Raw genomic sequence first — 24,010 nt, forward strand, 5'->3', positions numbered from 1 at the left:
GCTTAGCATTCTAGCTAAGCTTTTTTTATATCAGAAAAGCCCGATGTTCCCATCAGGCTTCTTTTTATCCATGTACACGTTTCATGTAATCTTGATAACTTTCTGTATCCATCAATTCCTTAGCATTCTTCACACGATCTGCCGTTGGAGGTTTAACCCCTTCAAGAGAATACGGAATGCCAAGCTCGCGCCATTTGAATTCTCCCATAGTGTGGTAGGGTAGGATTTCAAACTTATCAACGTTTTTAAGAGTTTTTACGAACTTACCAAGCTCAATCAAATCTTCATCACGGTCTGTCAATCCTGGCACGAGAACGTGACGAATCCAAACTGGTTTTCCGATATCAGATAAGTACTGCGCACACGCCAAGATGTTTTTGTTGGTTTGGCTGGTTACAATCTTATGTTGAGCTTCGTTGATTTCCTTGATATCAAGGAGAACCAAGTCAGTCACAGCCATAAGCTTGTTGAATTTTTCAAGATAACGTGGTTTATTACGGAACGGAAGGGCACAAGTATCCAAGGTACAGTGGATGCCTTTTTCTTTCGCCTTGGTAAAGAGGGCAATCAAGAAATCAATCTGTAAGAGAGCTTCTCCTCCGCTGACTGTGATACCTCCCTTGTCTCCCCAGAAACCACGATAGCGAAGCGCTTCTTCCAAGACATCATCTACTGTTCGTACACGAGATTTATTGGTTTCCATAGCCCATGTATCAGGGTTATGGCAATATTGGCAACGCATCTGACAGCCCTGCAAAAAGACAATAAAACGAATCCCAGGGCCATCTACCGCCCCAAAACTCTCTGTCGAATGCACCATTCCTGTCACTTGTCCATAGTCAATTGTTTCTTCAGACATCACGTCACCTTCCTTGAAACCGTTTTATAATTTTATTATATCACGCTTGAAAGGAAAAACAATAGATTTTGTCTATTTTTTAGAAAACAATCTGTTTTTCACTTTCAACTTTCATGATTTTCAAAAATTCTTCTAATCCTTGTCAAAGTCAAACCCGTAAAGAGTCGCAAAATAGTCCTCAGGTCGCTCTGCTCTACGGATTAGTCGAGCACCACCGTCCTCTGTGTAGAGAATCTCTGCCGAACGAAGTTTCGCATTGTACTGGTATCCCATAGAGAAGCCATGGGCACCTGTATCATGAATGACTAACAAATCACCAATTTCTGTTTGAGGTAGCTCACGATTTACTGCAAACTTGTCGTTGTTTTCACAAAGAGAACCAACAACATCAACCACTTCAGTCTGACCATCAGAATGCATCATATTAGTAATATGGTGGTAAGCACCGTACATAGCTGGTCTCATCAGGTTAACAGCTGACGCATCGACTCCTAGATAAGTACGGTAGGTTTTCTTTTTATGAGTTACTTTTGTGACTAAAATACCATGAGGCGCTAACATAAAACGTCCTAGTTCTGTAAAAATCTTAACTTGACCAAGACCTACTGGCGTAAGAACTTCTTCATAAACCTGACGAACCCCCTCACCAATCAAAGCAATATCATTAGGCTCCTGGTCCGGACGATAGTTGACCCCGATTCCTCCCGAAAGATTGATGAAGTCCAGCGAAATACCTAACTTTTCCTTGATTTCTACAGCCAATTCAAAAAGCTGACGTGCTAATTCTGGATAATAGAGATGAGTAACAGTATTGGAAGCTAGGAAGGAATGAATCCCAAAAGTTCTTGCTCCCTTTTCTTTCAAGATAGCAAAGGCTTCAAAGAGCTGTTCCTTTGTCATCCCGAACTTAGCTTCACCAGGATTATCCATAATATCCGTTCCTAGTTCAAATACGCCACCAGGATTGTAACGGCAAGAGATAATCTCAGGAATTCCCGCAGCGCGCTCTAAATGGTCGATATCTTCAAAGGCATCCAAGTTGATAGTCGCCCCTAATTCACGGGCATAAGCGTACTCTTGGTCTGGTGTATTGTTTGATGAAAACATCATATCAGAACCAGGAAATCCTAGCTTATGACTCATCAAGAGTTCTACATAACTAGAACAATCCACTCCACATCCTTCTTCTTGCAAAATCTTCAAGATAGCTGGAGTTGGGGTTGCCTTAACTGCGAAGTATTCTTTAAAGCCTTTATTCCAAGAGAAAGCTTCATTAACTGCGCGTGCTTTCTCGCGAATACCTTTTTCATCGTAGAGATGGAATGGAGTTGGAAACTCTTCAACAATCTTTTCTAAGGCTTCACGTTTAATAAATGGTGTTTTCATAGGGCTCCTTCATATTCATTATCAAAGAAAGGCTGGGACGAAAGTTCCAACCTTTAAGTATCATATTCTCTCTTATTTTTCTGTTTCGAAGATGTTCCCAACTTCAACTTCAATTTGTTGGTTCTTCACATCAATATTGGTAACTTTTAAGAGTGATTTGTAGTCAAACTGCTGTTCACGATCTTCCTGCGCATTATCAGCAAAGACAGCTACACCAGCCAACTCAGAATCAAACTCTGTTAAAAGGCTAATCATACCATTAATAGTCCCTCCACCCTTCAAGAAGTCATCAACAATCAAGACACGACTCCCTGCCTTAAGACTACGTTTTGAAAGGAACATTTTTTCAATACGGTCACTAGATCCTGAGACGTAGTTGACACTAACAGTTGAACCCTCAGTGATTTTCAAGTCACGACGGACAATGACAAAAGGTACGTTGAGAACATTGGCTACTGCATTTGCAAGCGGAACCCCTTTGGTCGCTACCGTCATAACAGCATCAATCTTTTGGTCCATAAAGCTCTTAGCAATAATACGACCGATATTTTTCAAAATAGCTGGAGTGCTAAGGAGATCAGACAAATAAATATAGCCACCTGGAAGAATGCGGTCGCTCTCTGAAAGTTTATCACGAAGCTCTTCGATGATTGTTTTGGACTCAAGGGTAGAGATAGATGGTGTGAAAATAACCCCACCACCAGCGCCTGTCACCGTTTGAATATGGCCGATTTCAATTTCTTCAAAGGCGCGCTTAATAATGACAATATCTTCTGAAATAGAAGATTTGGCAGATTCATACTTTTCCGCAAAGGTATTGAGACTGGTTAATTTGTATGGATTGTTAATCAAATAATTGGAAATAACAACCATCCGATCACTTCTTCTTAATTTCATTAGTTATTCACCATTCTTTTTAATTAGTCTTTTTCTTATTATATCACACTAAAGCAAAAAAAACGAACTTTATTGTCTAAATAAAGCTCATTTTTTTAGTTTCTAGTCTAATTTTGGCTTGTAGAAGGAACGATTGTCCATTGCAAAGACTTTATTGGTCATTTCACCCTCATCAACAAGGGCCAGAGCTGTTGACATCATCATCATGCTCGCATCTAAATTATCAATCATATGAATGATTTCAGCTTCCATCACACGAGGACGAACTGGACTACCATACTCAAGCAAACCATGATGGCTGAGAATCACATGGCGCAGAAGCACCACTTCTTCTCGAGTGTCATCAATGCCAAGTTCCATAACTGCTTTGGTAATCTCGCTATCAATCAAAGCGATATGGCCGATAAGATTTCCTCTCACTGTATACTCTGTCTGGTCCGGACCTGTTAACTCAATAACCTTAGCCAGGTCATGAAGCATAATTCCCGCATAGAGCAAGCTCTTATTGAGCTGTGGGTAGACATCTGCAATTGCCTCTGCTAAACGAACCATAGTCGCTGTATGATAAGCAAGCCCTGTTTCAAAGGCATGGTGGTTGGTTTTTGCAGCTGGATAAGAATAAAATTCTTTATCATATTTGGTATAGAGGGCCCGAACGATTCGTTGCCAGATGGGATTTTCAATCTTGAAAATCATCTGTGCCATATACTCGCGGATTTCCTTAACATCCACTGGTGATTTGACCTTGAAGTCTGCTGGGTCATTGGGTTCCCCTGGCTGAGGTAAGCGAAGGGTGATTTGATTGACCTGTGGAGTATTGTTATAAACTTCCCGACGTCCCTGCATGTGGACAACCTTCCCTGCAGTAAAGGCCTCAACGTTGTGAGGTTGGGCATCCCAGAGTTTCCCTTCGATTTCCCCACTATCATCTTGGAAGGTAAAGGCTAGGTAGTTTTTCCCAGCACGTGTCTGTCTTAGGTCAGCTGACTTGATCAGGTAAAAGCCTTCAAAAAGCTCATCTTTTTTCATGTGACTAATCTTCATATTCTTCCTCATCTTCTTGGAACTGGAGTAGGTCAAGCGCTGGCTCACCTTCTGATAACTCAATGTGACGGAGCGTTCGCTCGATAGCTGTAGTACGACGGTTTAATAATTCATCAATGTTGCCAGAGGCATGTTGGAGATGTTTTTGGGCCTTGACTAAGATGCCACCAAATTTTCCAAATTCAGTCTTGACACTAGCTAGGGTTTTACTAATATGATCTGCACTCTTTTGGATATTCAGAGTCTTGAAACCAACTGATAGAGAATTGAGAAGGGCTGACAAGGTACTTGGTCCAGCAACGATAATCTGTTCCTCCCGTCTCAAACCATCAAAGAAAATCGGATTGCGAACAATCTCTGAATAGAGTCCTTCTGTCGGGACAAACAAAACTCCAAAATTGGTTGTCCGAGGTGGCGCCAGGTACTTACTTTTGATATCTTTAGCAAAACGCTTGACGCTTGCTAGGAGAGACTTACGACAACGCTCGATCTCGTCCTTGTCACCTGCTTCATAGGCTTCTTCTAGGCGATAATAATCTGCTAGTGGAAACTTAGAGTCAATCGGTAGATAGACATATTCTTGGTCGCCTTGTCCAGGTAACTTGATGGCGTACTCTACTCGCTCACTCGAATTTTCAACCGTTGCAAATTCTCGTTCATACTGGGCAGGTGTCATGATATCTTCGATAATCTGCCCCAGTTGTAATTCTCCTAGAATTCCTCGAGTTTTTGTACCAGATAAGACCTTATTAAGAGCGCCGACATCCCGCGCCACCGTCTGCATTTCTCCAAGGCCACGATTGACAGATTCTAGTTGCTTGGAAACTGTCTCAAAAGAGGCCTGCAAGCGTGTTTGCAAAGTCTTTTCTAATTTTTCCTCGACCGTCTGGCGCATCTGCTCTAAACGTTGCTCATTTGACTCCTGCAAGGCCTGTAGTCGTTGGTCGGTCTTATCTCTGGTTTGGAGGAGGTTCTCATTCATCTCCCGCCGAACCTGAGTCAGACCTTGGTGCAATTCGATTCGCACTTCCTGCAAGCGATCACTGACAGCCACTTCAAGATTTTTTTGATCCAGCTGACTGGCCTGTCGAGCTTGTTCGAAGCGATAATCCAGCTGATCTGAAAGGTTATCTGCTTGGTCTTCTAAACTTTTGGTCAAATATTTTTCCTGCTTGTCCTGCCTCTGCCAAATGAGAAAGAGGCCGGCTAGGTTAGCAATTAGTAACAGTAGTAATATAATCTCCATCCTATCTCCTGTCCTTGCTATGCAGTACAACCACATAGCCGTCTGGGCAAGTCACCGAAACTTCCCTATCTATATATTCGTTAGAAGCATAAACTTTCTTAAAGAAAAAATTCTCCTCTGTCAGTTCATACTTGGCACCAAGAATAGTCAACTGACTATCCCTCACAGGCATAAAAGCTAGATAATTATAGTCCGAACGTGGTTCTAGCTGGCTGATCCCTTCTGGGCAATAGCTAATCAAATTTTGCCCATCCTCAATCTCTATTTGGCGCATATAGGGTGTCAATTTGGGATTGCTGGGTAGAAAGACATTGGCCAGCATATGATCGATGCGACCACCTAGGGCACCAAAAATGGTCACCTGAGCCTGAGGATTTTTTTCAAAAATCGTTAACAGTGCTAGTTCCAGATCGGTATCATCCTTCTCTGGCTGAGCTTGGACAAAGTGCTGGGCACGTTCTTGAATCAACTGACCTTCTTCTACAGTCACAGAATCAAAATCCCCAACTGCAAGAGCAAGAGGAAGTTTTTCCTCCAATACCCAGAGTGAGCCTCGATCCACACCGACAAAACAGTCAAAATCTGTCCGGTAGTGACCGCGGTCTCCCCCTGCAAAAACTGCAGCTTTAGTCCAGTTGATTTCTGAGAGCTTGCACTCGTTCATTGACATCTCCCTTAAAGATATAAGATCCCGCTACAAAAACTGTAGCGCCAGCTTCTTTGGCTTGAGCAATAGTCTGGTCATCAATCCCACCATCCACTTCGATTTCAAAATTCAAACCTTTTTCCTCACGAAGGGCAACTAACTCACGAACCTTGTCCATGGTTTCAGGCAGAAAAGCTTGCCCACCAAATCCAGGATTAACCGTCATGACCAAAACTTGATCAACTAAGTGAAGGACATGTTTAATCGCCTCAACAGGAGTACCAGGATTGATGACGACCGAAGGTTTAACACCGAGAGAACGAATCTTTTGAAGAGCGCCATGGATATGAGGTGTTGCCTCTACGTGAATGCTGATGATGTCAGCTCCTGCACGCGCGAAATCCTCTAAATGATGTTCGGGATTTGATACCATCAAGTGGCAGTCAAAGACCATCTTACTATGAGGTCGAAGACTTTCGACTACACCTGCACCAAAGCTGATCTGAGGTACAAAGTGACCATCCATGATATCGATATGGGCGTATTCTGCCCCAGTTGCTTCTAGGCGTTTAATTTCACGTTCAAAGTTGGCATAATCTGCTGCCAGAATTGACGGAGCAATCTTGTATTGAGACATAGGTTTCTCCTTATTTTGGAATTTTTTTGCTGACTTTTTTATAGGTTTCTCTACGATTTTCAATCTCACTGAGGAATTGCAGATAGTTGTCGAAACGGAAGTTTGCAATGATGCCCTCTTCTACTGCTGGTTTCACTGCACAAGATGGCTCATGAGTATGCGTACAAGTACGGAACTTACAGTCGCGACTGACACTAGCAATCTCTGGAAAGGCCTGGTTCAGCTCTTCAGCACTTGATACTTCATAATCTAGCGATGAAAAACCTGGTGTATCTGCGATTTTGCCTCCATTTAGGTTGTAAAAACTAACAGCTCGAGTGGTATGACGACCACGGCCTAGACTATCAGAGATTTCTCCCGTCTCTAGATTGAGGTCAGGAGCAATTTTATTAAGCAGGGTTGACTTCCCGACACCTGTCTGCCCCATAAAGACTGTCACTTTGTCTGTCAACAAGGGTAGTAGCTCCTCTTTACTAGTCACAAAGTCGTATCCAATAGCACGATAGGTTTGCTCGTAAAAATCCAGTTCTCCCCCATCTTCCAGTAAGTCCATCTTGGAAATATAGACGATAGGATGAATCCCCTTATGCTCTAAAAGAACCAAGAAGCGATCCAGCAAGTTGCTATTAAAGTCAGGTTCTTTAACGGACATAATGACAACGGCTTGGTCAATATTGACAATGGGTGGACGAACCAAACTATTTTTTCGTTCGTGAATTTTGAGGATATAACCTTCGGAATTTTCCTCCGCAGAAAAATCTACCCAATCTCCAACATAGGGTGTATGGCCTTTTTTACGAAAATTCCCACGCGCGCGTGTTTGATAAACCTTGCCATCACTCTCCACATAGTAGAAACCCGCCAAGGCTTTAATGATTTGTCCCTGCATCTTAGAGTCCTTGTCCTTTAAGTGCGTCTGCTAGACTGGCAAATTCTTCTAAGCCCAGAGCTTCTCCACGTACACTTGGTGATAATCCAGCCTGTTCCAGAGCCTTGGTCAACTTATCCTTAACTTCCTCGGTCTTCCCAAAGTAGCCTGTCAAGTTGTTCCACAAGGTTTTACGACGATGAGTAAAACTAGCCTTGGAAACTTTAAAGAAGAAGTTCTCGTCTTCCACTGCTACAGCTGGTTCTGGACGACGTACCATTTTCAGGATAGCTGAGTCCACATTTGGTGCTGGTACAAAGACCGTACGAGGCACGATAAAGGCAACTTTGGCTGTCATATAATACTGAACCGCAATCGACAAGCTACCGTATGCCTTGGTATTTGGCTTAGCAGAGATACGATCTGCCACTTCTTTTTGCATCATGACCACAAACTCACTAAAAGGAATCCCACTTTCAATCAAGTGCATGAGAATAGGAGTTGTGATATAGTAAGGCAAGTTTGCTACTACCTTAATTGGTAAGTCAGGATTTTTGAAATTCTGGATATGTTTCGCTAGGTCAACTTTTAGAATGTCCTCGTTGACTACGGTCACATTGTCAAAATCACGCAGGGTATCCGCTAAGATTGGCACCAAACGGTGATCAATCTCAAAGGCCATGACTTCAGCTGCACGCTCAGCCAAAAATTCCGTCAAAGCACCTATCCCTGGCCCGATTTCGATAACATTGACTTGATCATCAATCTCAGCCGTATCCACGATTTTTTGAAGGATATTGGTATCGGTCAAGAAATTTTGCCCGAAGGATTTTTTAAAGGTAAAACCGTGACGCTCTAGCACTGCCTTGGTCACGCTATAATCTGCAATTCTCATGTATTCTCTTTTCTAATATTGAAAGGTTTTCTAATCTTGAGCTCTTCCTTCTTGTTCCTCACTAAGTTTTTGCATGTCTCTAAAAGCTGTTAGGCTAACATAGGCACCCGCTTCATAGTATTCCGTTGGGTTTATGGCATAGTCAAAACCTTCAATCATGCCTCCAGCTTCTTCAATCATCCCATTCCATTTTTCATCAAAAACCATTCTCAGACGTTTCCAATCTGTAAATACTGGAACAGAGTTTCGCCCATCTTTTCCTTCTCTAACGGGAATATTAAAGTTAGCGTCTTTTTCCAAAACAAAGGAATTTCCTTCTGAATTATCCTCTGGGAATCCTGATGTTGCATCTAATGGAAGCAAGAATTTTGCTTTAGGCATAGCCATAGAGAAGAACTTGTAGTAAAGCCCATAAACTAGTTCTTGCTCTTCTGTAGTCGGTTGGTCCATCTGTCCCATCAAGAGCATCCATCTTACCAGGTCAGGATTCATGACAGGAACTTGTATTTCTGGCAAATTAGAAAAATCTGGTTTTTGAACCAAGGCTGAGGCACTGATGCTGACTTCCTTGGAATTAAAGATTGCTCCCATGGCACCGTTTAAGTAAAATGCTGTCCCAAGGAAATTCTCAATCCCTTTTTTATCTTCCGTATTTTCAATCAATTTTACGACTGAGTTTGGTCGGCTGTCAATGGTTTCCTTGAATTGGCGATACCAAGATGGGGTCAACAGCATGATCATGGGATCAGTACACAGATAACCTTCCTTACCTCTGTCATAAGTAGTTGAAAAGAGGTAAGGTTCGCCCGTTTTTTCCGAATATACTGCATAAACAGAATCTGCTGCTAACAACTTGTCTTTGACGATTTCCGCGAGACGTTCCAACTTACGAGTGTTGGATTGATAGCTTTCTTCGCTTTCAGTTTCCTGATTTTGACGGCATTTCCATAAAAAGAGACGTAAAATCTCTACGCTGTCATCAAGGGTAGCTGCCAAATAGTCTTCATTTGTTAACTGACCCTCTTGGATGGCTACAAAAGCACGATAAAGAGCATCTGAATAGCTAGATAATTTTTGCTCTTCCTCAATACCTGAACTAAAGAGCACACTTCCTTTTTTCAGTTTATCCAAAGAAGGAATCCTATCAACCACTAGATGGGCAAGAACTTCATCCGTTAGACTATCTGCATCTTTGTTTTGACTGCTGAGTTTTTTAACCTCTACAGTACCAAGACTTTCCATTCCTTGGTCGGGATTGCAAAACTGCAACTGACTTCCAACCTTGATACTACCTTCTAGACTCCCAACAATCAATAATTGGTTCGTTTCCTTCATCGGGAACAAATCTAGAACACCCACGCAAGCATTGTCTTTCGCCTCTTCTGCTTCCTTATTGGATTCAGTTGTTTCAGTAGGCTTTGTTGCTTCTGTCTTTTTTAAAAAATCAAAGATTCCCATAACTTTTCCTCATCATCTCCACTTAGCACAATTTCTATGGAGTCACTTTTCTAATGCTTGCTACCAAGCCTGATTAAACCGTATATGCTTACTTCTATTGTATCACATTCCCTCCACATTTTGGGGGAGTTTCTCAATTCTCATATGATTTCATAGCTTCTTCAACTTCAGCTAGACTGATCCCAAATAACTCTAAACGTTTAAGGAGTTGTTTCCCATTGGAATAACCGATACGAAGGCTTTCTCCTAGATATTCTCTGCGTTTTCGGCTATCTGATCCGGCTAGAAAACCAAGGCGAATCAAGTCACTACGGCTAATATCAAAGTCGCTTTCTGCTTCAAACTGCTCAGTTACTTGTTCTAGTGCTGTCTTCAAGTCTTCATAGTTAGCATGCTCAATTCCTAGAGAACGTCCCTTGGTCTTAGATTTTGGCACTGCCTCATCACGTTTGAGAAAGGCGTGCTGAACTGTCGGAATGGCCGTCATAATCATCCGACGAATGCGTTCCCCGTTAAAATCAGGATCTGTAAAGACAATCACCCCATGACGTTGGTTTAGACGTTGAATTCGTTCAAGATCCTGCTCATTGATAGCCGAGCCACGAGTCTCATAAGTCTCCACATCAAAGTAGCGTTTTAAATTAGCCGTATCGTCACGTCCTTCTACCACGATGACTTGAGAAATTTTCTCTTTCATGATTTACGTTCCAATCCAAAGATGCCTTCTGCATTGGTACTTGTCGCAGTTGCCAATTCTTCTGTCGTCATGCCACGCAAGTCCGCAATAAAGTCTACTACATAGCGCGTGTAAGCTGTCTTGTTTTCACGCCCACGCTTGGGTACTGGGGCTAAATAAGGTGCATCCGTTTCTACCAAAATCTTATCCAAAGGCAACTCTTTGGCCGCTTCCTGAATATCTGTCGCCTTCTTGAAAGTCACCACTCCAGAAAAGGAAATAGTCATCCCAAGCTCCACAAACTTCTCAGCCCACTCCAAAGAACCTGAGAAGGAGTGCATAATCCCACCACGAGGACCAACTCCCTCGCTCTTGATAATCTCATAGGTGTCTTCTAGCGCATCACGTGTGTGAACTACAAAAGGTAAGTCCAGTTCCTTAGATAGCTGAATCTGACGACGGAAAACTTGTTCCTGCACTTCTTTAGATGCTGTCATCCAATGATAGTCCAAACCAATCTCACCCAAGGCAACAACTTTAGGATGTTTTAGTTTTTCTAGCAAGTAAGACTCCACTTCCTCTGTATAAGTCCCTGCCTCTGTCGGATGCCAGCCAATCGTCGCATAGAGTTGGTCATACTTATCTGCTAGTTCTATGGCCCGCTCAATAGTCGGTTTGTCAAAACCAACAATGTTCATCCGAGTTACGCCCATTTCAGCCGCTAAGGTAAGTTCTTCTTCTTCGCGTCCCAAAAATTCTTCCACATTCAAGTGGGTATGAGTATCAAAAATCATTTATATTCCCTCGTTTTTCTACCTTCTATTATACCAAAAAACTAGTCTCATCCTTATAGGAAAAAATATTTTGAAATCATTCATTTTTTCTTGACGACTTTTTTTCATAGCAGTATAATAACTCTTGTTGAATTTTTTCAGAAAAGGAAAGAAAATGTTTACAAAACTAAAATATACCTTTATTGGTCGTCCCCTTAAGTCCTTAACTGAAGGCGAGGGAGGACTACTTGGAAAAACGCAGGCACTCGCAATGCTATCAAGTGATGCCCTATCTTCTATCGCTTATGGACCTGAACAGGTCGTTCTCGTATTGGCTAGTCTTTCTCCGCTTGCTATCTGGTGGAGTCTCCCTATTGGCATTTTTGTCCTCTTACTATTAGCTAGCCTGACCATTTCTTATAGACAAATCATCCACGCCTACCCTCAAGGTGGAGGTGCCTATATGGTTACTCGAGAAAACCTCTCCCCTGAGTTAGGTTTGATTGCTGGGGGAAGTCTGCTTGTTGACTATATGCTAACAGTAGCCGTATCAGTGGCAGCAGGAGCTGATGCTATCACTGCTGCACTTCCTGCCCTCCATCCTTACAACCTCCACATCTCTATTTTTCTAGTATGTTTGCTCATGCTTTTAAATCTACGAGGCTTGAGGGAATCTGCTAGTTCTCTGATGATCCCCGTCTATCTCTTTATCTTTAGTACGGTCTTCCTCTTATTGTTTGGTATCTTCCAACTGTTGACAGGTTCTCTCAGTTATCATGCAACTTCTGCAATTGGTCAAACTGTCCCAAGTCTGTCAATTGTCCTAATTTTAAGAGCCTTTACCAGCGGTTCGGCTTCACTAACAGGGGTTGAAGCCATCTCAAATGCCGTTCCATTTTTCAAAACTCCCAAAGAGAAGAACGCTGCTCAGACACTGACCATCATGTCTCTGATTCTCGGATTTCTATTTGCAGGGATTACCTTCTTAAACTACTGGATGGGGATTACACCTCAACACGGAGAAACAATCCTCTCACAAATGGCTAAAGGGATTTTAGGGGATTCAGCTCTCGGTCAGATTGTTTATTATCTCTTCCAATTTTCAACAGCCTTAATCCTAGCCGTCGCTGCAAATACTGGTTTTTCGGCCTTTCCGATGTTAGCTTACAATATGGCCAAGAACAAGTACATGCCCCATCTCTTTATGGAGAAGGGAGACCGCCTAGGTTACTCAAACGGTATTTTAACCTTAGCTTTTGGTGCTATAATCCTTCTGCTTATTTTCAACGGAAATACAGAACGCTTGATTCCTCTCTATACTATCGGAGTTTTTGTTCCTTTTGCCCTTTCTCAAACAGGGATGATTCGCCACTGGAAAAAAGAAAAAGGCTCTCATTTCTTAAAATCTGCCTTTGCTAACATCCTCGGTGCCATCATTTGTTACGCCATTGTCCTTATTCTACTTCTCTTTAGACTTGGAGATATCTGGCCATTCTTCCCAATTATCCTAGTCTTAACCTTCCTCTTTTTGTCCATCCACAGTCATTACCAAAAGGTGGCCAAACAACTTCGACTTTATGAAGGAATTCAAAAGAAAACCTACGACGGCAATGTCGTCCTTGTCTTAGTGGGAAATGTTACCCGAGTCAGTGTTGGAGCGATTAACTACGCTCAAAGCATTGGAGATGAAGTTTTGGCCATGCACATTTCCACCAAGGAAACCGAGGAAAAAGACCAAGAAATCCTCCAAGAATTTGCCGACTACTTCCCAAATATTACTCTTAAAAACATTAATACCAGCTATCGCGATATTATCACACCTACAGTTCGATATGTTCGAAAAATCTCTCAAGAAGCCAAGAACAAGAACTACACGGTTACAGTTCTAGTACCCCAATTTATCCCTAACAAACCTTGGCAAAATATCCTACACAATCAAATGAGCCTCAAATTAAAATATGCTCTCAGATGGCACGAAGATGTCGTCGTGGCTAGCTACTCTTATCATTTGAAAGAATAAAGAAAAGCTCAAAATCAGAGAAATTATCTTCTGATCTTGAGCTTTTTCTATATGTGATTTTTTCAAGACGTCTTCTAAAATGTCTATCCTCAATCAATAACTTTAGAAAATTCTATCTTTTAGATAAAAGAAAAATCAGTAGGCTCGAGTTCCTACTGACTTCTTTGTTTCATTTGTTTGGATTATGCAGCCAAAACTTTGCGTCCTTTACGACGACGAGCTGCCAATACGCGACGACCGTTTTTAGTTGACATACGGTTACGGAATCCGTGTTTGCGCGCACGACGAAGTTTACTTGGTTGATAAGTACGTTTCACGATGAATACCTCCTCATAGATTTTGTATTCGTTTAGCCGGCTATAAAGTGATCAGTTACTAAACATACTTTACTATTCTATCTGATTCTTACGTATTTGTCAATAGCTCTGACAAATGTTTCCAGCTTTTTTGCTATGAAAGCCTTATCTACGATACTGCTTCAAGAAGCGAGTCATCTTTTCCTGTATTTGGGCCAACTCATCGACACGTGGTAGATAAACGATACGGAAGTGATCTGGTTCTTTCCAGTTAAAACCACGTCCATGTACCAAAAGCACTTTTTCTTGTTTCAAGAAATTAAGGACAAATTGTTCATCGTCATCGATACGGTACATATTGCGGTCGATTTTAGGGAAGATATAAAGACCCGCTTTTGGCTTAACAGCTGATAAACCAGGGATATCTTGAATGGCATTATAAATAAAGTTTCTTTGTTCATAGATACGACCACCAGGAAGAAGCAACTCATCCACTGACTGGTGACCACCTAGTGAAGTTTGAACAACCTGTTGAGCAAGCACATTCGAACAAAGTCGCATGTTTGAGAGCATGTTGAGACCTTCAATGTAGCCCTTTACATGATGTTTAGGTCCAGACAAGACCATCCAACCAACACGGAAACCAGCGATACGGTGAGATTTAGACAGACCATTCATACTGACACAGAAAAGGTCTGGAGCCAAACTTGCGACTGGTGTGTGGACATTGCCATCCATAACCATACGGTCGTAGATTTCATCCGCAAAAATAATCAAGTCATTTTGACGAGCAATCTCGATGATATCTAGTAAGAGTTCTTTAGGATAGAGAGCCCCCGTTGGGTTATTCGGATTGATCAAAACAATAGCCTTGGTATTTGAACTAATCTTAGACTTAATGTCATCTAGGTCTGGATACCATTCCGCTTCTTCATCACAGACGTAGTGAACGGCATTTCCCCCAGCCAAGCTGACTGCCGCAGTCCAAAGTGGATAGTCAGGCATAGGAACCAAGACTTCATCGCCGTTATCCAAAAGCCCTTGCATAGACATAACGATTAGCTCACTAACCCCATTTCCAAGGTAGATATCATCAATATCCACATTGGGGAATTTCTTTAGTTGGCAATACTGCATGATGGCCTTACGAGCTGAAAAGATTCCTTTTGAATCTGAATAACCTTCGCTATCACGCGCATTCATAATTAAGTCATGAATCACCTCATCTGGTGCTGTAAAACCAAACTCAGCTGGGTTTCCTGTATTCAAACGGAGAATTTTTTCTCCATTTGCGCGCATACGCATGGCTTCCTCAAGGACTGGACCACGGATGTCATAAGCCACATGCTCTAATTTTATTGATTTGTTAAATTCTTTCATTTGGGTTCCTCTATTCATCAGGATAGTTAATATTATACCACTCCAAAACGAAATCGTAAATTTCCCAGTACTATTCCACAAAAAACCTTGCATTATGCAAGGTAACAGAGCAAAGTCGATTTCTTTCTATTTTTGGAGAAGAAAGAGTAGATATACTTCTCTAAAAAGCTGGACAAATTGGACCAAAATCTTTGTAGAGAAACTCTGGTGATTGAAAACAAAGTCATTGTAAGGGATGGTAACTGCATGAACAAAAGAATTTCTGCTTCCATTCAGCAAAACGCAAAGAAAAAATAAGTAGACTGACCAACATTAGGAATAATGTTAGACTAAGCCGAGTCTAGTTGTAAAAATACCATCTCACCAACTTATTTCCTTGCCCTGTCAATTCATATTATACACTAAAACATTTGCATTTTCAAACAAGTGTACATATAAAAAGAGCTCAATATTTGAGCTCTTTTTGTATGCTATTTTGCAATTTCTGCCAACATTTTTTCGATGTGTTGGATGGACTTTTCACGTCCAAGCAAGTAGATGGTATCTGGCAATTCGGGACCATGCATCTCCCCTGAAACGGCGATACGGATTGGCATGAAGAGATTTTTCCCTTTAATACCAGTTTCCTTTTGGACCGCTTTGATTTGTGGGAAGATATTTTCTACCACAAACTCATCGTCTGACATGGCTTCGAGTTTGGCTTTAAAGGCTTCAAGTACAGTCGGAACAGTTTCGCCAGACATGACTTCTCGCTCAGCTTCTGTCAATTCTGGAAAGTCTGAGAAGAAAAGGTCTGTCAATGGAACGATTTCGTCCACTGACTTCATTTGTGGTTTGTAGAGTTCTACTAATTTCTCAGCCTTGTCTGTCAAACGTCCTGCTTCTTCAAGGAATGGTTTGGCCATTTCAAAGATAGTCTCAAGATCCGCATTCTTAATGTACTCATTGCTCATCCAGTCCATTTTCTTCTGATCGAAGGCTGCTGGAGACTTGCTGAGACGGTTTTCATCAAAGAGGTTGATGAGTTCTTGACGAGAGAAGATTTCATCTTCCCCACCAGGATTCCATCCAAGAAGGGCGATAAAGTTAAAGACTGCTTCTGGAAGGTAACCTTTCTTGCGGTAATCTTCGATAAATTGAAGGGTATTAGTATCACGTTTAGACAACTTCTTACCAGTTTCAGAGTTGATGATTAAGGTCATGTGACCAAATTCAGGTGCTTCCCATCCAAGTGCTTCATAAACCATAAGCTGTTTTGGAGTGTTGGCAATGTGGTCGTCTCCACGGATAACATGAGAGATTTGCATATCGTGGTCATCGATCACAACGGCAAAGTTGTATGTTGGATAACCATCTTTCTTCTGGATAACCCAGTCCCCACCGATATTGCCACCTTCAAATTCGATATCACCTTTGACCATATCATGCCACTTGTAAATACCAGACTCATTGACAGCCAAACGAACCGTCGGAATGATGCCCGCTGCTTCACGTTCTGCAACGTAAGCTGCTTTTTCTTCTTCGCTCATACCAAGGTATTCGTTAATGTAACGAGGTGTTTCACCGGCTACTTCTTGACGTTCACGTTCTGCTGCCAATTCTTCTTCTGTAACGTAAGATTTGTAGGCTTTTCCTTCAGCTAAGAGTTGGTCGATATATTTTTGATAGAGTTCCAAACGCTCAGACTGGCGGTAGTTTTCATGAGTCTCTGGACTTTCATCCCAGTCCATGCCTAACCAACGAAGGTTCTCAAGCTGTGAACGTTCTCCGTCTTCGACATGACGTTTGCGGTCAGTATCTTCGATACGGATAATAAAAGTTCCACCATGGTGGCGTGCATACAAATAGTTAAACAATGCTGTACGGGCATTACCGATGTGTAATAGTCCTGTTGGACTTGGTGCGTAACGCACACGAATATCTTTTGACATATCTTCTCCTATAAAGTCTCTAGGCGTCTGCCTTTTTGCTCTCTATATTATATCACAAGTCTTGCCAGAGTCCAATTTCTCTTTTCGAGAAAAAGCAAAAAGAGTGGTAAAACCACTCTTTTTATTCTATTATAGACGAGCGTTAAGTTCTTTGCTCAATTCTTCAAATCCTGGTTTACCAAGAAGGGCAAACATGTTACGTTTGTAAGCTTCAACACCCGGTTGGTCAAATGGGTTGATAGCATTCAAGTAACCTGAAAGGGCGATAGCCAATTCGAAGAAGTAGATTGTGTAACCAAGAGTGAAGGCGTCTTGCTCAGGAAGAGTCACGTACATATTTGGCACGTCACCGTCAGTGTGGGCAAGAAGAACACCGTCAGTTGCTTTTTTGTTAACGAAGTCAACGTCTTTTCCTTGAAGGTAACCAAGTCCGTCAAGATCTTCTTCCAAAGTAGGGATGATCACGTTCTTACGAGGTTTGTCAACGCGGACAACTGTTTCAAACATGATACGAGTTCCTTCTTGGATAAATTGACCCAATGAGTGCAAGTCTGTTGAGAAGTTAGCTGAAGTTGGGTAAATCCCTTTTTGGTCTTTCCCTTCTGACTCACCAGCCAATTGTTTCCACCATTCTGAGAAGTATTGAAGGGATGGCTCGTAGTTTACCAAGATTTCAGTTGCATAACCTTTACGGTAAAGGATGTTACGAACAGCTGCATATTGGTAAGCTTCGTTTTCAGAGATTTTATCTGAAGTATAGTCTTTACGAGCTGCGTTAGCACCTTCCATAAGGGCTTTGATGTCTGCACCTGACGCAGCGATTGGAAGCAATCCAACTGCTGTCAATACTGAGAAGCGTCCACCGATATCATCTGGAACAACAAATGTTTCCCAACCGTTAGCATCTGCTTCAACCTTAACAGCACCTTTTTGGCGGTCAGTTGTTGCGTAGATACGTTTGTTAGCTTCTTCTTGTCCGTATTTCTTAACCAAAAGTTCTTTGAAGACACGGAAAGCAATAGCTGGTTCAGTTGTTGTACCTGATTTAGAAATCACGTTCACTGAGAAATCTTTATCTGAAACGTACTCTACCAAGTCAGCAAGGTAAGTAGATGAGATTGAGTTTCCAGCGTAAAGGATTTGTGGCGCTTTACGTTCTTCTTTTGTTTGCAAGTTTGCAAAGTGGTGGTTCAAGAAGTCAATGGCAGCTTTGGCTCCAAGGTAAGACCCACCGATACCGATCACGACCAAAACATCGCTGTCTGCTTTGATTTGTTCAGCAGCTTTCAAGATGCGGTCAAATTCTTCGCGGTCGTAGTTTTCAGGAAGGTCCAACCAACCCAAGAAGTCGCTCCCAGCACCAGTTCCTTTACGGATCAATTCGTCTGCTGCTGTAACTTGTGCTTGCATGTATTCCACTTCATGTGGTGCAACAAATTTGTCTAATACTTTTGAATAATCAAATTTAATATGTGACATAGTATTCCTCCAAAATTTCTTCTTTTCTATCATAACGCTTACTAACAATTTTTTCAAGTTTTTATACTAAAAATTTCCAATTTTTATCACAATTCAAACGTTTGCGTAAAAATACAATTCTATAAAGATTCGTAAACAATGAATAAAAAAACGACTAAATTTCTAGTCGTTACAATTCATTCAATAAATACTCAAATAATTCTAAGTTGCCATCTTCTTCATTGACCAAGAATTCTGGATGCCACTGGAGACCAATAATACGGTGTTCATCAATGGATTCAATTGCTTCAACAGTTTGATCACGTGGATCCACAGCCGTCACACGGAAATTGGGTGCCAGATCTTTAATGCTCTGACGATGCACTGAATTAACCTGACTTTCTTTACCAAATAATTTAGACACTACACTGCCATCCACTGTCTCAATAGAATGTGAAGTCCCAAAAGGTAGACCTTGCCAATGACCTTCAATATCCTGATTGAGTGTCCCACCAAAGGCAACATTGACAAGCTGAACTCCACGGCAAATGGCTAAGATTGGCTTGTTCTGACGCAAAGCTTCTTGTAGAAGAGCTAGCTCAAACTCGTCGCGAGTTAGGTTATAGTCGTCGCTATCAATTGTTTTTTCCTCACCATAAAACTGAGGATGAACATTTTGTCCCCCAGTCAAGATGAGCTTATCAATCATTTCTACATAGTCATGGACCACCGACTCATCACCAACCGGAATGACCAAAGGAAGTCCGCCAACCTGACGAATACTCTCAGCAAATTTACAAGAGACTGATGAATGAATATTTTTTCCTTCTGCGTCCACAGGACATAGGTTTGCCGCTACTCCAACAACTGTTCTTGCCATCACTGATTTCCTTTCCTTTTCTATTGATAATCTTATCATCCTTCCCCACTCCTGTCTAATATGTATTTTTTAAGTCCGTGATAAAATTTTTTTATCAGAAAAAGTTGCCCAAAATTAGGACAACTTTTTTGCTTATACTCAATGAAAATCAAAGAGCAAACTAGGAAGCTAGCCGCAGGTTGCTCAAAACACAGTTTTGCGGTTGTGGATAGAACTGACGAAGTCAGTAACACATATACGGCAAGGGGACGCTGACGTGGTTTGAAGAGATTTTCGAAGAGTATTATTCAAAGACAAATTGATTATGGTACAGTTCAGAGTAAAAGCCTCCAAGCTTGAGTAATTCGTGATGATTTCCTTGTTCGATAACCTCACCATCCTTAAGGACAATAATCTGATCTGCATTGAGAATAGTTTTCAAGCGATGGGCAATCACAAAACTCGTTCTTCCTGCCACAATTGCCTCCATGGCATTTTGAATCTTGCTCTCTGTTACAGTATCCACGTTTGATGTTGCCTCATCCAAAATTAAGACCTGTGGATCTGTCATCAAGGTACGGGCGATAGAAATCAACTGCTTCTGACCGGTTGAGAAGACGCTCTGATCATCATTAATCAGAGTATCATACTTTTCTGGCAGGCTTTCGATGTAGTCATGGATGTGTGTAGCCTTAGCTGCTGCTTCGACCATTTCCTGACTAGCATCCGGTACACCAAATCGAATATTGTCCCGAATAGTTCCACTGAACAAAACAGAATCCTGTAGGACAATTCCTACCTTACTTCGCAAACTGTCTAAATCAAACTCGCGAATATCTCTACCATCAAAACGAATACTACCTGCATCCACATCATAAAAACGATTGATCAAGTTCATGATGGTCGTTTTTCCTGACCCTGTTGGACCAACAACCGCAATCATTTTTCCTTTTGGAGCTGAAATGCTAACATCTTTCAAAATGGGTTTTCCTGGAAGGTAGGAGAAGTCCACGTTACGAATCTCCACACCTTCTTTTAATTCGTTAAAGACTGGAGCATCTTGAGGACGAATTTCTTCTTCTGCATCAAACATTTCTTGGATACGGTCCGCTCCTGTAAAAGCAAGTTGCAAACTTCCCCAGCTCGCCGCTAATTGGATAATGGGTTGGTAATATTGCTGAGAAAACTGGGTAAACATGACAATCAAACCCAGAGCAGTTGCTGTCTCGATGTTCTGATCATTCAGTAAGACAGCTGAACCGACAAAAATAACAATAGCTGTATTGACCAAGCTCATTCCGTTCATGACAGGAAAGAGAATTCCTGAAAACATTCTGCCCTTAAAGGTTGCTTTTCGAACACGTTCATTTTGCTCAACAAAACCTGCAATCACATCTTCTTGAATGCCCTGAACGATAACGGCTTTTTGACCTGAAATACTCTCATCCATATAAGCATTGAGCTTCCCAACTTCCTTTTGTTGGAGGTTAGTGTATTTTCTTGCCAATTTCAAAATGACAATCAACATGATGACAGCTATCGGAGTGCTAGCAATCGTAATCAAAGCCAAGGTCACATTTTTTGCGAACATGACAATCAACAAACCAATATAAAGGGCAATATTGGTCATAACAGACACCAGACTTTCGTTGAAAGCCTGTAGGATGTTATCCAAATCACTGGTGAAACGTGACAGGATATCTCCATCTTGATGGCGGTCAAAGAAGGAAACTGTCAAGCGAGAAAGCTTGCCAAAAAGTCCCTTACGCATCTCATTTGTCGATTCGGCAATAATACGGCTCATCAAAACCATATAGATAAGACTCGACACCACGAGCACAATCAAAATATAAGCAAGATTCATCAAGAGTCCTAATAGACTTTGCCAAACCATATCAGGATTTCCATTTTGATAAGCTATAACCAAATTAGCCAGTTCTGTGACTGTTTGACCTGCAAATACTGGAAAGAGGGCTTGTGCAATCGTTGCAATGATAATCATAGCAATAACAACGACAAAGGATATCTTATAAACTTTAAAATAGTTCCAAAAGAATTCAAATGTCTTCATCCTACTCCTCCTTTCCTTTTTGCGTCTCGTAAATTTCACGATAAACTGGGTTTGATGCAACCAAGTCAGCGTGTTTGCCTTGACCAATCAAGCGACCTTGGTCAAGCACTAAAATTTTATCAGCATGCACAACAGAGCTAATCTTTTGTGCGATGATAATCGTAGTCGTCCCCTTCAAATCCTTGTTGAGGGCTTCTTGAACCAAACGTTCCGATTTGGCATCAAGGGCAGAGGTTGAATCATCAAAAATCAAGATACGAGGATTGCTGACAATCCCACGCGCAATAGACATTCTTTGTTTTTGTCCACCAGAAAAGTTAGTCCCACGTTCCTCAACCGGACTCTCAAAGGCCAAGTCCATACGACTAATAAATTCACTGGCCTGGGCGATGCGAGCTGCGCGTTCCATTTCTGAAACTGTCGCATCTCCCTTACCTTGTCTGAGATTATCTGCGATAGTTCCACTAAAGAGAATGGCTTTTTGTAGGACGATAGAAACTGTCTTACGAAGCGTCCCTTCACTAACTGTCCGAATATCCTTTCCACCAATCTTGATCGAACCTTGCTGAGGATCAAATAATCGTGGAATCAACTGAGCCAAGGTTGATTTCCCTGCACCAGTTGCTCCGACAACCCCAACCATTTCACCAGCTGCGATATCGAAGGATACATCTTTTAGGATAGGTTCTTCATCATTTGGATAGGTAAAGGTAACATTTTCAAAACTGAGACTTCCTTCCAATTCTTCATCTTCCACATCATTGAAAGTCATAGCTGGTTCTGTATCAAGGATTTCACGAATACGACGAAGGGAAATCATAGCACGAGTGACTGAATTCCCCAAAAATCCAACCATGACGATGGTAAAGATAATCTGACTCAGGTAGTTTACAAAGGAAGCAATGGAACCAACTACTGATGGATCTGACTCTGCCATACCTGCTACAAGCCAGATTGAGAGAAAAACAGCCCCGTAAGAAATCAACATCATTGCAGGTTGCATAACAGAAAAGGCATAACCGATATAAAGGTTTTCTCCCAACAATTCATCTGACACCTGCGTAAATTTATCAAACTGATCTTTTTCTCGGACAAAAGACTTAACCACGCGCACACCACGCAAATTTTCTTTAGCAATGGCATTGATACGCTCTAGTAAGGTCTGGAATTTTGCAAAGCGCGGTCCCACAACTCCCATCATAAAACCCATTATGGCAACAATCAGAACGACCATGAGAACTAGCACCCACCACAGCGAAGGCAGAGTAACAACGGCTAATATAAAGGAACCAATAAATAAAATCGGTAGTCGAAAGAGGATTTGGAAGGTCATCATAACGACGTTTTGAATCTGATTGATATCGTTGGTCATACGCACAACGAGGTTCCCTGCATTAAACTTCTCAATATTGGCGTATGAAAAAGTTTGAATCTTACGAAAGGCATCTTCACGTAAGTCAGACGAAACTCCTTGAGCAATGTAAGCTGCTAACACTACATTGATCCCACCTGCAACCAAACCAATCAAGGCAACAAGAATTAACCAAAAACCGATAGTATAAATAGCTTCATTATCACCTGTTAGTAGGGCCTCTAAAACCTCCTGCAAATAACGTGGTTGCAAGAGTGAACTCGTTACCATTAGACCTGTCATAACCAAGGAAGCCAGGGCCTGCCATTTATAGGCTTTTATTTTCTGAAACAGCATATTTCCCCCTTATAAGATAGACAAAAGGGGACGACAGTTCTGTCAGTCCCTTCTTATGCTTTCATGTTGATACTATTCTAACAAAAAAGAATGCTATTGTCAAAGCACTCAGCTCTCAGAAGCTTGTGCAAGCACGACATTAGCATTCTATCAATCCTTTAAAAATTCTTCTAAATTTAGTACTGAATTTTATTGTTCTGAACTATCTTGCTTGTCTAATTGAGCTCGTCCAATTTCACGGTAGCTACAGTCCCCAACAATCTTGACTGAAAACTGACCATCTTCGTACTCAAGAATCGTCACACTTCCGTTATCAAGACCATGTGGATGCATGCCGTTAATGAGGTAAACAATGGTACCAATAGTCATTCCATGGCTGACTACCAGAGCATTTCCTCCACCATTGGCTTCCATTTCCTTGGCAATGGCTTCAAAACCTTCCCAGATACGACCACTTAGCTTTTCCCATCCTTCAGCCCAGCCTGCAGTATCCACTTCGACCAAGCCTTCAGCTAGCTCCGCATAGGACAAACGATGCACATGATCGACATTAAAGATACGAGGAATGATGCCCATAAATAGGTCCCCATCATAAGCACCATCAAAACTACCAAAGCACCATTCACGGATTCGCTTATCCATACGATAAGGAATTTGCCCTGTTAAACCTAGTTCCTCAAGGATAATTCCCATAGTCTGGATGGTACGTCCTGAGTCACTCGAGTAAGCACGCTCAAACTTTAAGCCTGACTCACGCAAACCAATTCCCAGTTCGTGAATACCTCGCTCACCTTCAGCTGTTAAAGGAGTATCACTCCAGCCTTGAGCACGCCCAATCGTATTAAACATTGTTTTCCCATGACGCACTAGATACAATTTTACACTTGCCATTTTTGGTCCTC

General features: G+C 41.7%; 21 protein-coding genes. 1 reads left to right on the forward strand and 20 read right to left on the reverse strand.

Annotation, left to right across the window (positions count from 1 at the left end; genetic code table 11):
* Window positions 1-64 precede the first annotated feature (64 nt).
* The 12 genes from pflA to K1I61_RS05475 form a co-directional block, all read right to left on the reverse strand.
* Window positions 65-859, reverse strand: a complete 795-nt coding sequence (gene pflA, locus K1I61_RS05420; protein WP_004251620.1) for a pyruvate formate-lyase-activating protein — start codon at window positions 857-859, stop codon at window positions 65-67.
* A 132-nt stretch (window positions 860-991) separates the two neighbouring features.
* A complete protein-coding gene (locus K1I61_RS05425) occupies window positions 992-2,245 on the reverse strand; it encodes a diaminopimelate decarboxylase (protein ID WP_223333796.1) in 1,254 nt (417 codons plus the stop codon).
* 72 nt (window positions 2,246-2,317) lie between these two features.
* Complete coding sequence (gene purR / locus K1I61_RS05430; protein WP_006152187.1) at window positions 2,318-3,142, reverse strand: pur operon repressor; 825 nt, start codon at window positions 3,140-3,142, stop codon at window positions 2,318-2,320.
* A gap of 102 nt (window positions 3,143-3,244) precedes the next feature.
* Window positions 3,245-4,186 carry a 3'-5' exoribonuclease YhaM family protein gene (locus K1I61_RS05435; RefSeq protein WP_006152067.1) on the reverse strand — a complete coding sequence of 314 codons (942 nt, stop codon included), beginning with the start codon at window positions 4,184-4,186 and terminating at the stop codon, window positions 3,245-3,247.
* Window positions 4,176-5,432 (reverse strand): DNA recombination protein RmuC, encoded by a 1,257-nt coding sequence (locus K1I61_RS05440; protein WP_223333798.1) that lies wholly within the window; start codon window positions 5,430-5,432, stop codon window positions 4,176-4,178. Before K1I61_RS05440 ends, K1I61_RS05435 begins: the two co-directional genes overlap by 11 nt.
* A 1-nt stretch (window position 5,433) precedes the next feature.
* Window positions 5,434-6,096: a thiamine diphosphokinase gene (locus tag K1I61_RS05445; RefSeq protein WP_223333800.1), complete on the reverse strand. Its 663-nt coding sequence runs from the start codon at window positions 6,094-6,096 to the stop codon at window positions 5,434-5,436.
* Window positions 6,059-6,715, reverse strand: a complete 657-nt coding sequence (gene rpe / locus K1I61_RS05450) for a ribulose-phosphate 3-epimerase (RefSeq protein ID WP_223333802.1) — start codon at window positions 6,713-6,715, stop codon at window positions 6,059-6,061. Before rpe ends, K1I61_RS05445 begins: the two co-directional genes overlap by 38 nt.
* A 10-nt stretch (window positions 6,716-6,725) precedes the next feature.
* On the reverse strand, window positions 6,726-7,604 hold the full coding sequence (gene rsgA, locus K1I61_RS05455; RefSeq protein ID WP_223333804.1) for a ribosome small subunit-dependent GTPase A: 879 nt from the start codon (window positions 7,602-7,604) through the stop codon (window positions 6,726-6,728).
* Between the two features lies 1 nt (window position 7,605).
* Window positions 7,606-8,478 (reverse strand): 16S rRNA (adenine(1518)-N(6)/adenine(1519)-N(6))-dimethyltransferase RsmA, encoded by an 873-nt coding sequence (gene rsmA / locus K1I61_RS05460; RefSeq protein WP_223333806.1) that lies wholly within the window; start codon window positions 8,476-8,478, stop codon window positions 7,606-7,608.
* 30 nt (window positions 8,479-8,508) lie between these two features.
* Complete coding sequence (locus K1I61_RS05465) at window positions 8,509-9,936, reverse strand: SseB family protein (protein WP_223333808.1); 1,428 nt, start codon at window positions 9,934-9,936, stop codon at window positions 8,509-8,511.
* 133 nt (window positions 9,937-10,069) lie between these two features.
* Window positions 10,070-10,633: a ribonuclease M5 gene (gene rnmV, locus K1I61_RS05470; protein ID WP_223333810.1), complete on the reverse strand. Its 564-nt coding sequence runs from the start codon at window positions 10,631-10,633 to the stop codon at window positions 10,070-10,072.
* Window positions 10,630-11,406 (reverse strand): TatD family hydrolase, encoded by a 777-nt coding sequence (locus K1I61_RS05475; RefSeq protein WP_223333812.1) that lies wholly within the window; start codon window positions 11,404-11,406, stop codon window positions 10,630-10,632. The genes rnmV and K1I61_RS05475 overlap by 4 nt, the downstream gene beginning before the upstream one ends.
* A gap of 154 nt (window positions 11,407-11,560) precedes the next feature.
* Between K1I61_RS05475 and K1I61_RS05480 the strand changes: the two genes are divergently transcribed.
* Window positions 11,561-13,405, forward strand: coding sequence for an APC family permease (locus K1I61_RS05480; protein ID WP_223333814.1), 1,845 nt, complete (start codon window positions 11,561-11,563; stop codon window positions 13,403-13,405).
* A gap of 182 nt (window positions 13,406-13,587) precedes the next feature.
* On the opposite strand, the gene rpmH is transcribed toward K1I61_RS05480, so the two are convergent.
* From rpmH to K1I61_RS05520, 8 genes are all read right to left on the reverse strand, one after another.
* The gene (rpmH, locus tag K1I61_RS05485; protein ID WP_000831905.1) at window positions 13,588-13,722 is read right to left on the reverse strand and encodes a 50S ribosomal protein L34; all 135 of its coding nucleotides are present in this window, start codon (window positions 13,720-13,722) and stop codon (window positions 13,588-13,590) included.
* Window positions 13,723-13,866: 144 nt separating this feature from the next.
* Window positions 13,867-15,081 (reverse strand): pyridoxal phosphate-dependent aminotransferase, encoded by a 1,215-nt coding sequence (locus K1I61_RS05490; RefSeq protein WP_004251584.1) that lies wholly within the window; start codon window positions 15,079-15,081, stop codon window positions 13,867-13,869.
* Window positions 15,082-15,551: 470 nt separating this feature from the next.
* Window positions 15,552-17,012, reverse strand: a complete 1,461-nt coding sequence (gene gltX / locus K1I61_RS05495; protein ID WP_223333816.1) for a glutamate--tRNA ligase — start codon at window positions 17,010-17,012, stop codon at window positions 15,552-15,554.
* A 129-nt stretch (window positions 17,013-17,141) separates the two neighbouring features.
* The gene (locus K1I61_RS05500; protein WP_004251578.1) at window positions 17,142-18,491 is read right to left on the reverse strand and encodes a glucose-6-phosphate isomerase; all 1,350 of its coding nucleotides are present in this window, start codon (window positions 18,489-18,491) and stop codon (window positions 17,142-17,144) included.
* 169 nt (window positions 18,492-18,660) lie between these two features.
* On the reverse strand, window positions 18,661-19,350 hold the full coding sequence (locus K1I61_RS05505) for a gamma-glutamyl-gamma-aminobutyrate hydrolase family protein (RefSeq protein ID WP_004251575.1): 690 nt from the start codon (window positions 19,348-19,350) through the stop codon (window positions 18,661-18,663).
* 283 nt (window positions 19,351-19,633) lie between these two features.
* Complete coding sequence (locus K1I61_RS05510) at window positions 19,634-21,400, reverse strand: ABC transporter ATP-binding protein (RefSeq protein ID WP_223333818.1); 1,767 nt, start codon at window positions 21,398-21,400, stop codon at window positions 19,634-19,636.
* Window position 21,401: 1 nt separating this feature from the next.
* Complete coding sequence (locus K1I61_RS05515; RefSeq protein WP_223333820.1) at window positions 21,402-23,108, reverse strand: ABC transporter ATP-binding protein; 1,707 nt, start codon at window positions 23,106-23,108, stop codon at window positions 21,402-21,404.
* Window positions 23,109-23,297: 189 nt separating this feature from the next.
* Window positions 23,298-23,999 (reverse strand): histidine phosphatase family protein, encoded by a 702-nt coding sequence (locus tag K1I61_RS05520; RefSeq protein WP_223333822.1) that lies wholly within the window; start codon window positions 23,997-23,999, stop codon window positions 23,298-23,300.
* Between the last annotated feature and the right edge of the window lie 11 nt (window positions 24,000-24,010).

Source organism: Streptococcus infantis (assembly GCF_019929665.1).
Lineage (GTDB): Bacteria > Bacillota > Bacilli > Lactobacillales > Streptococcaceae > Streptococcus > Streptococcus infantis_H.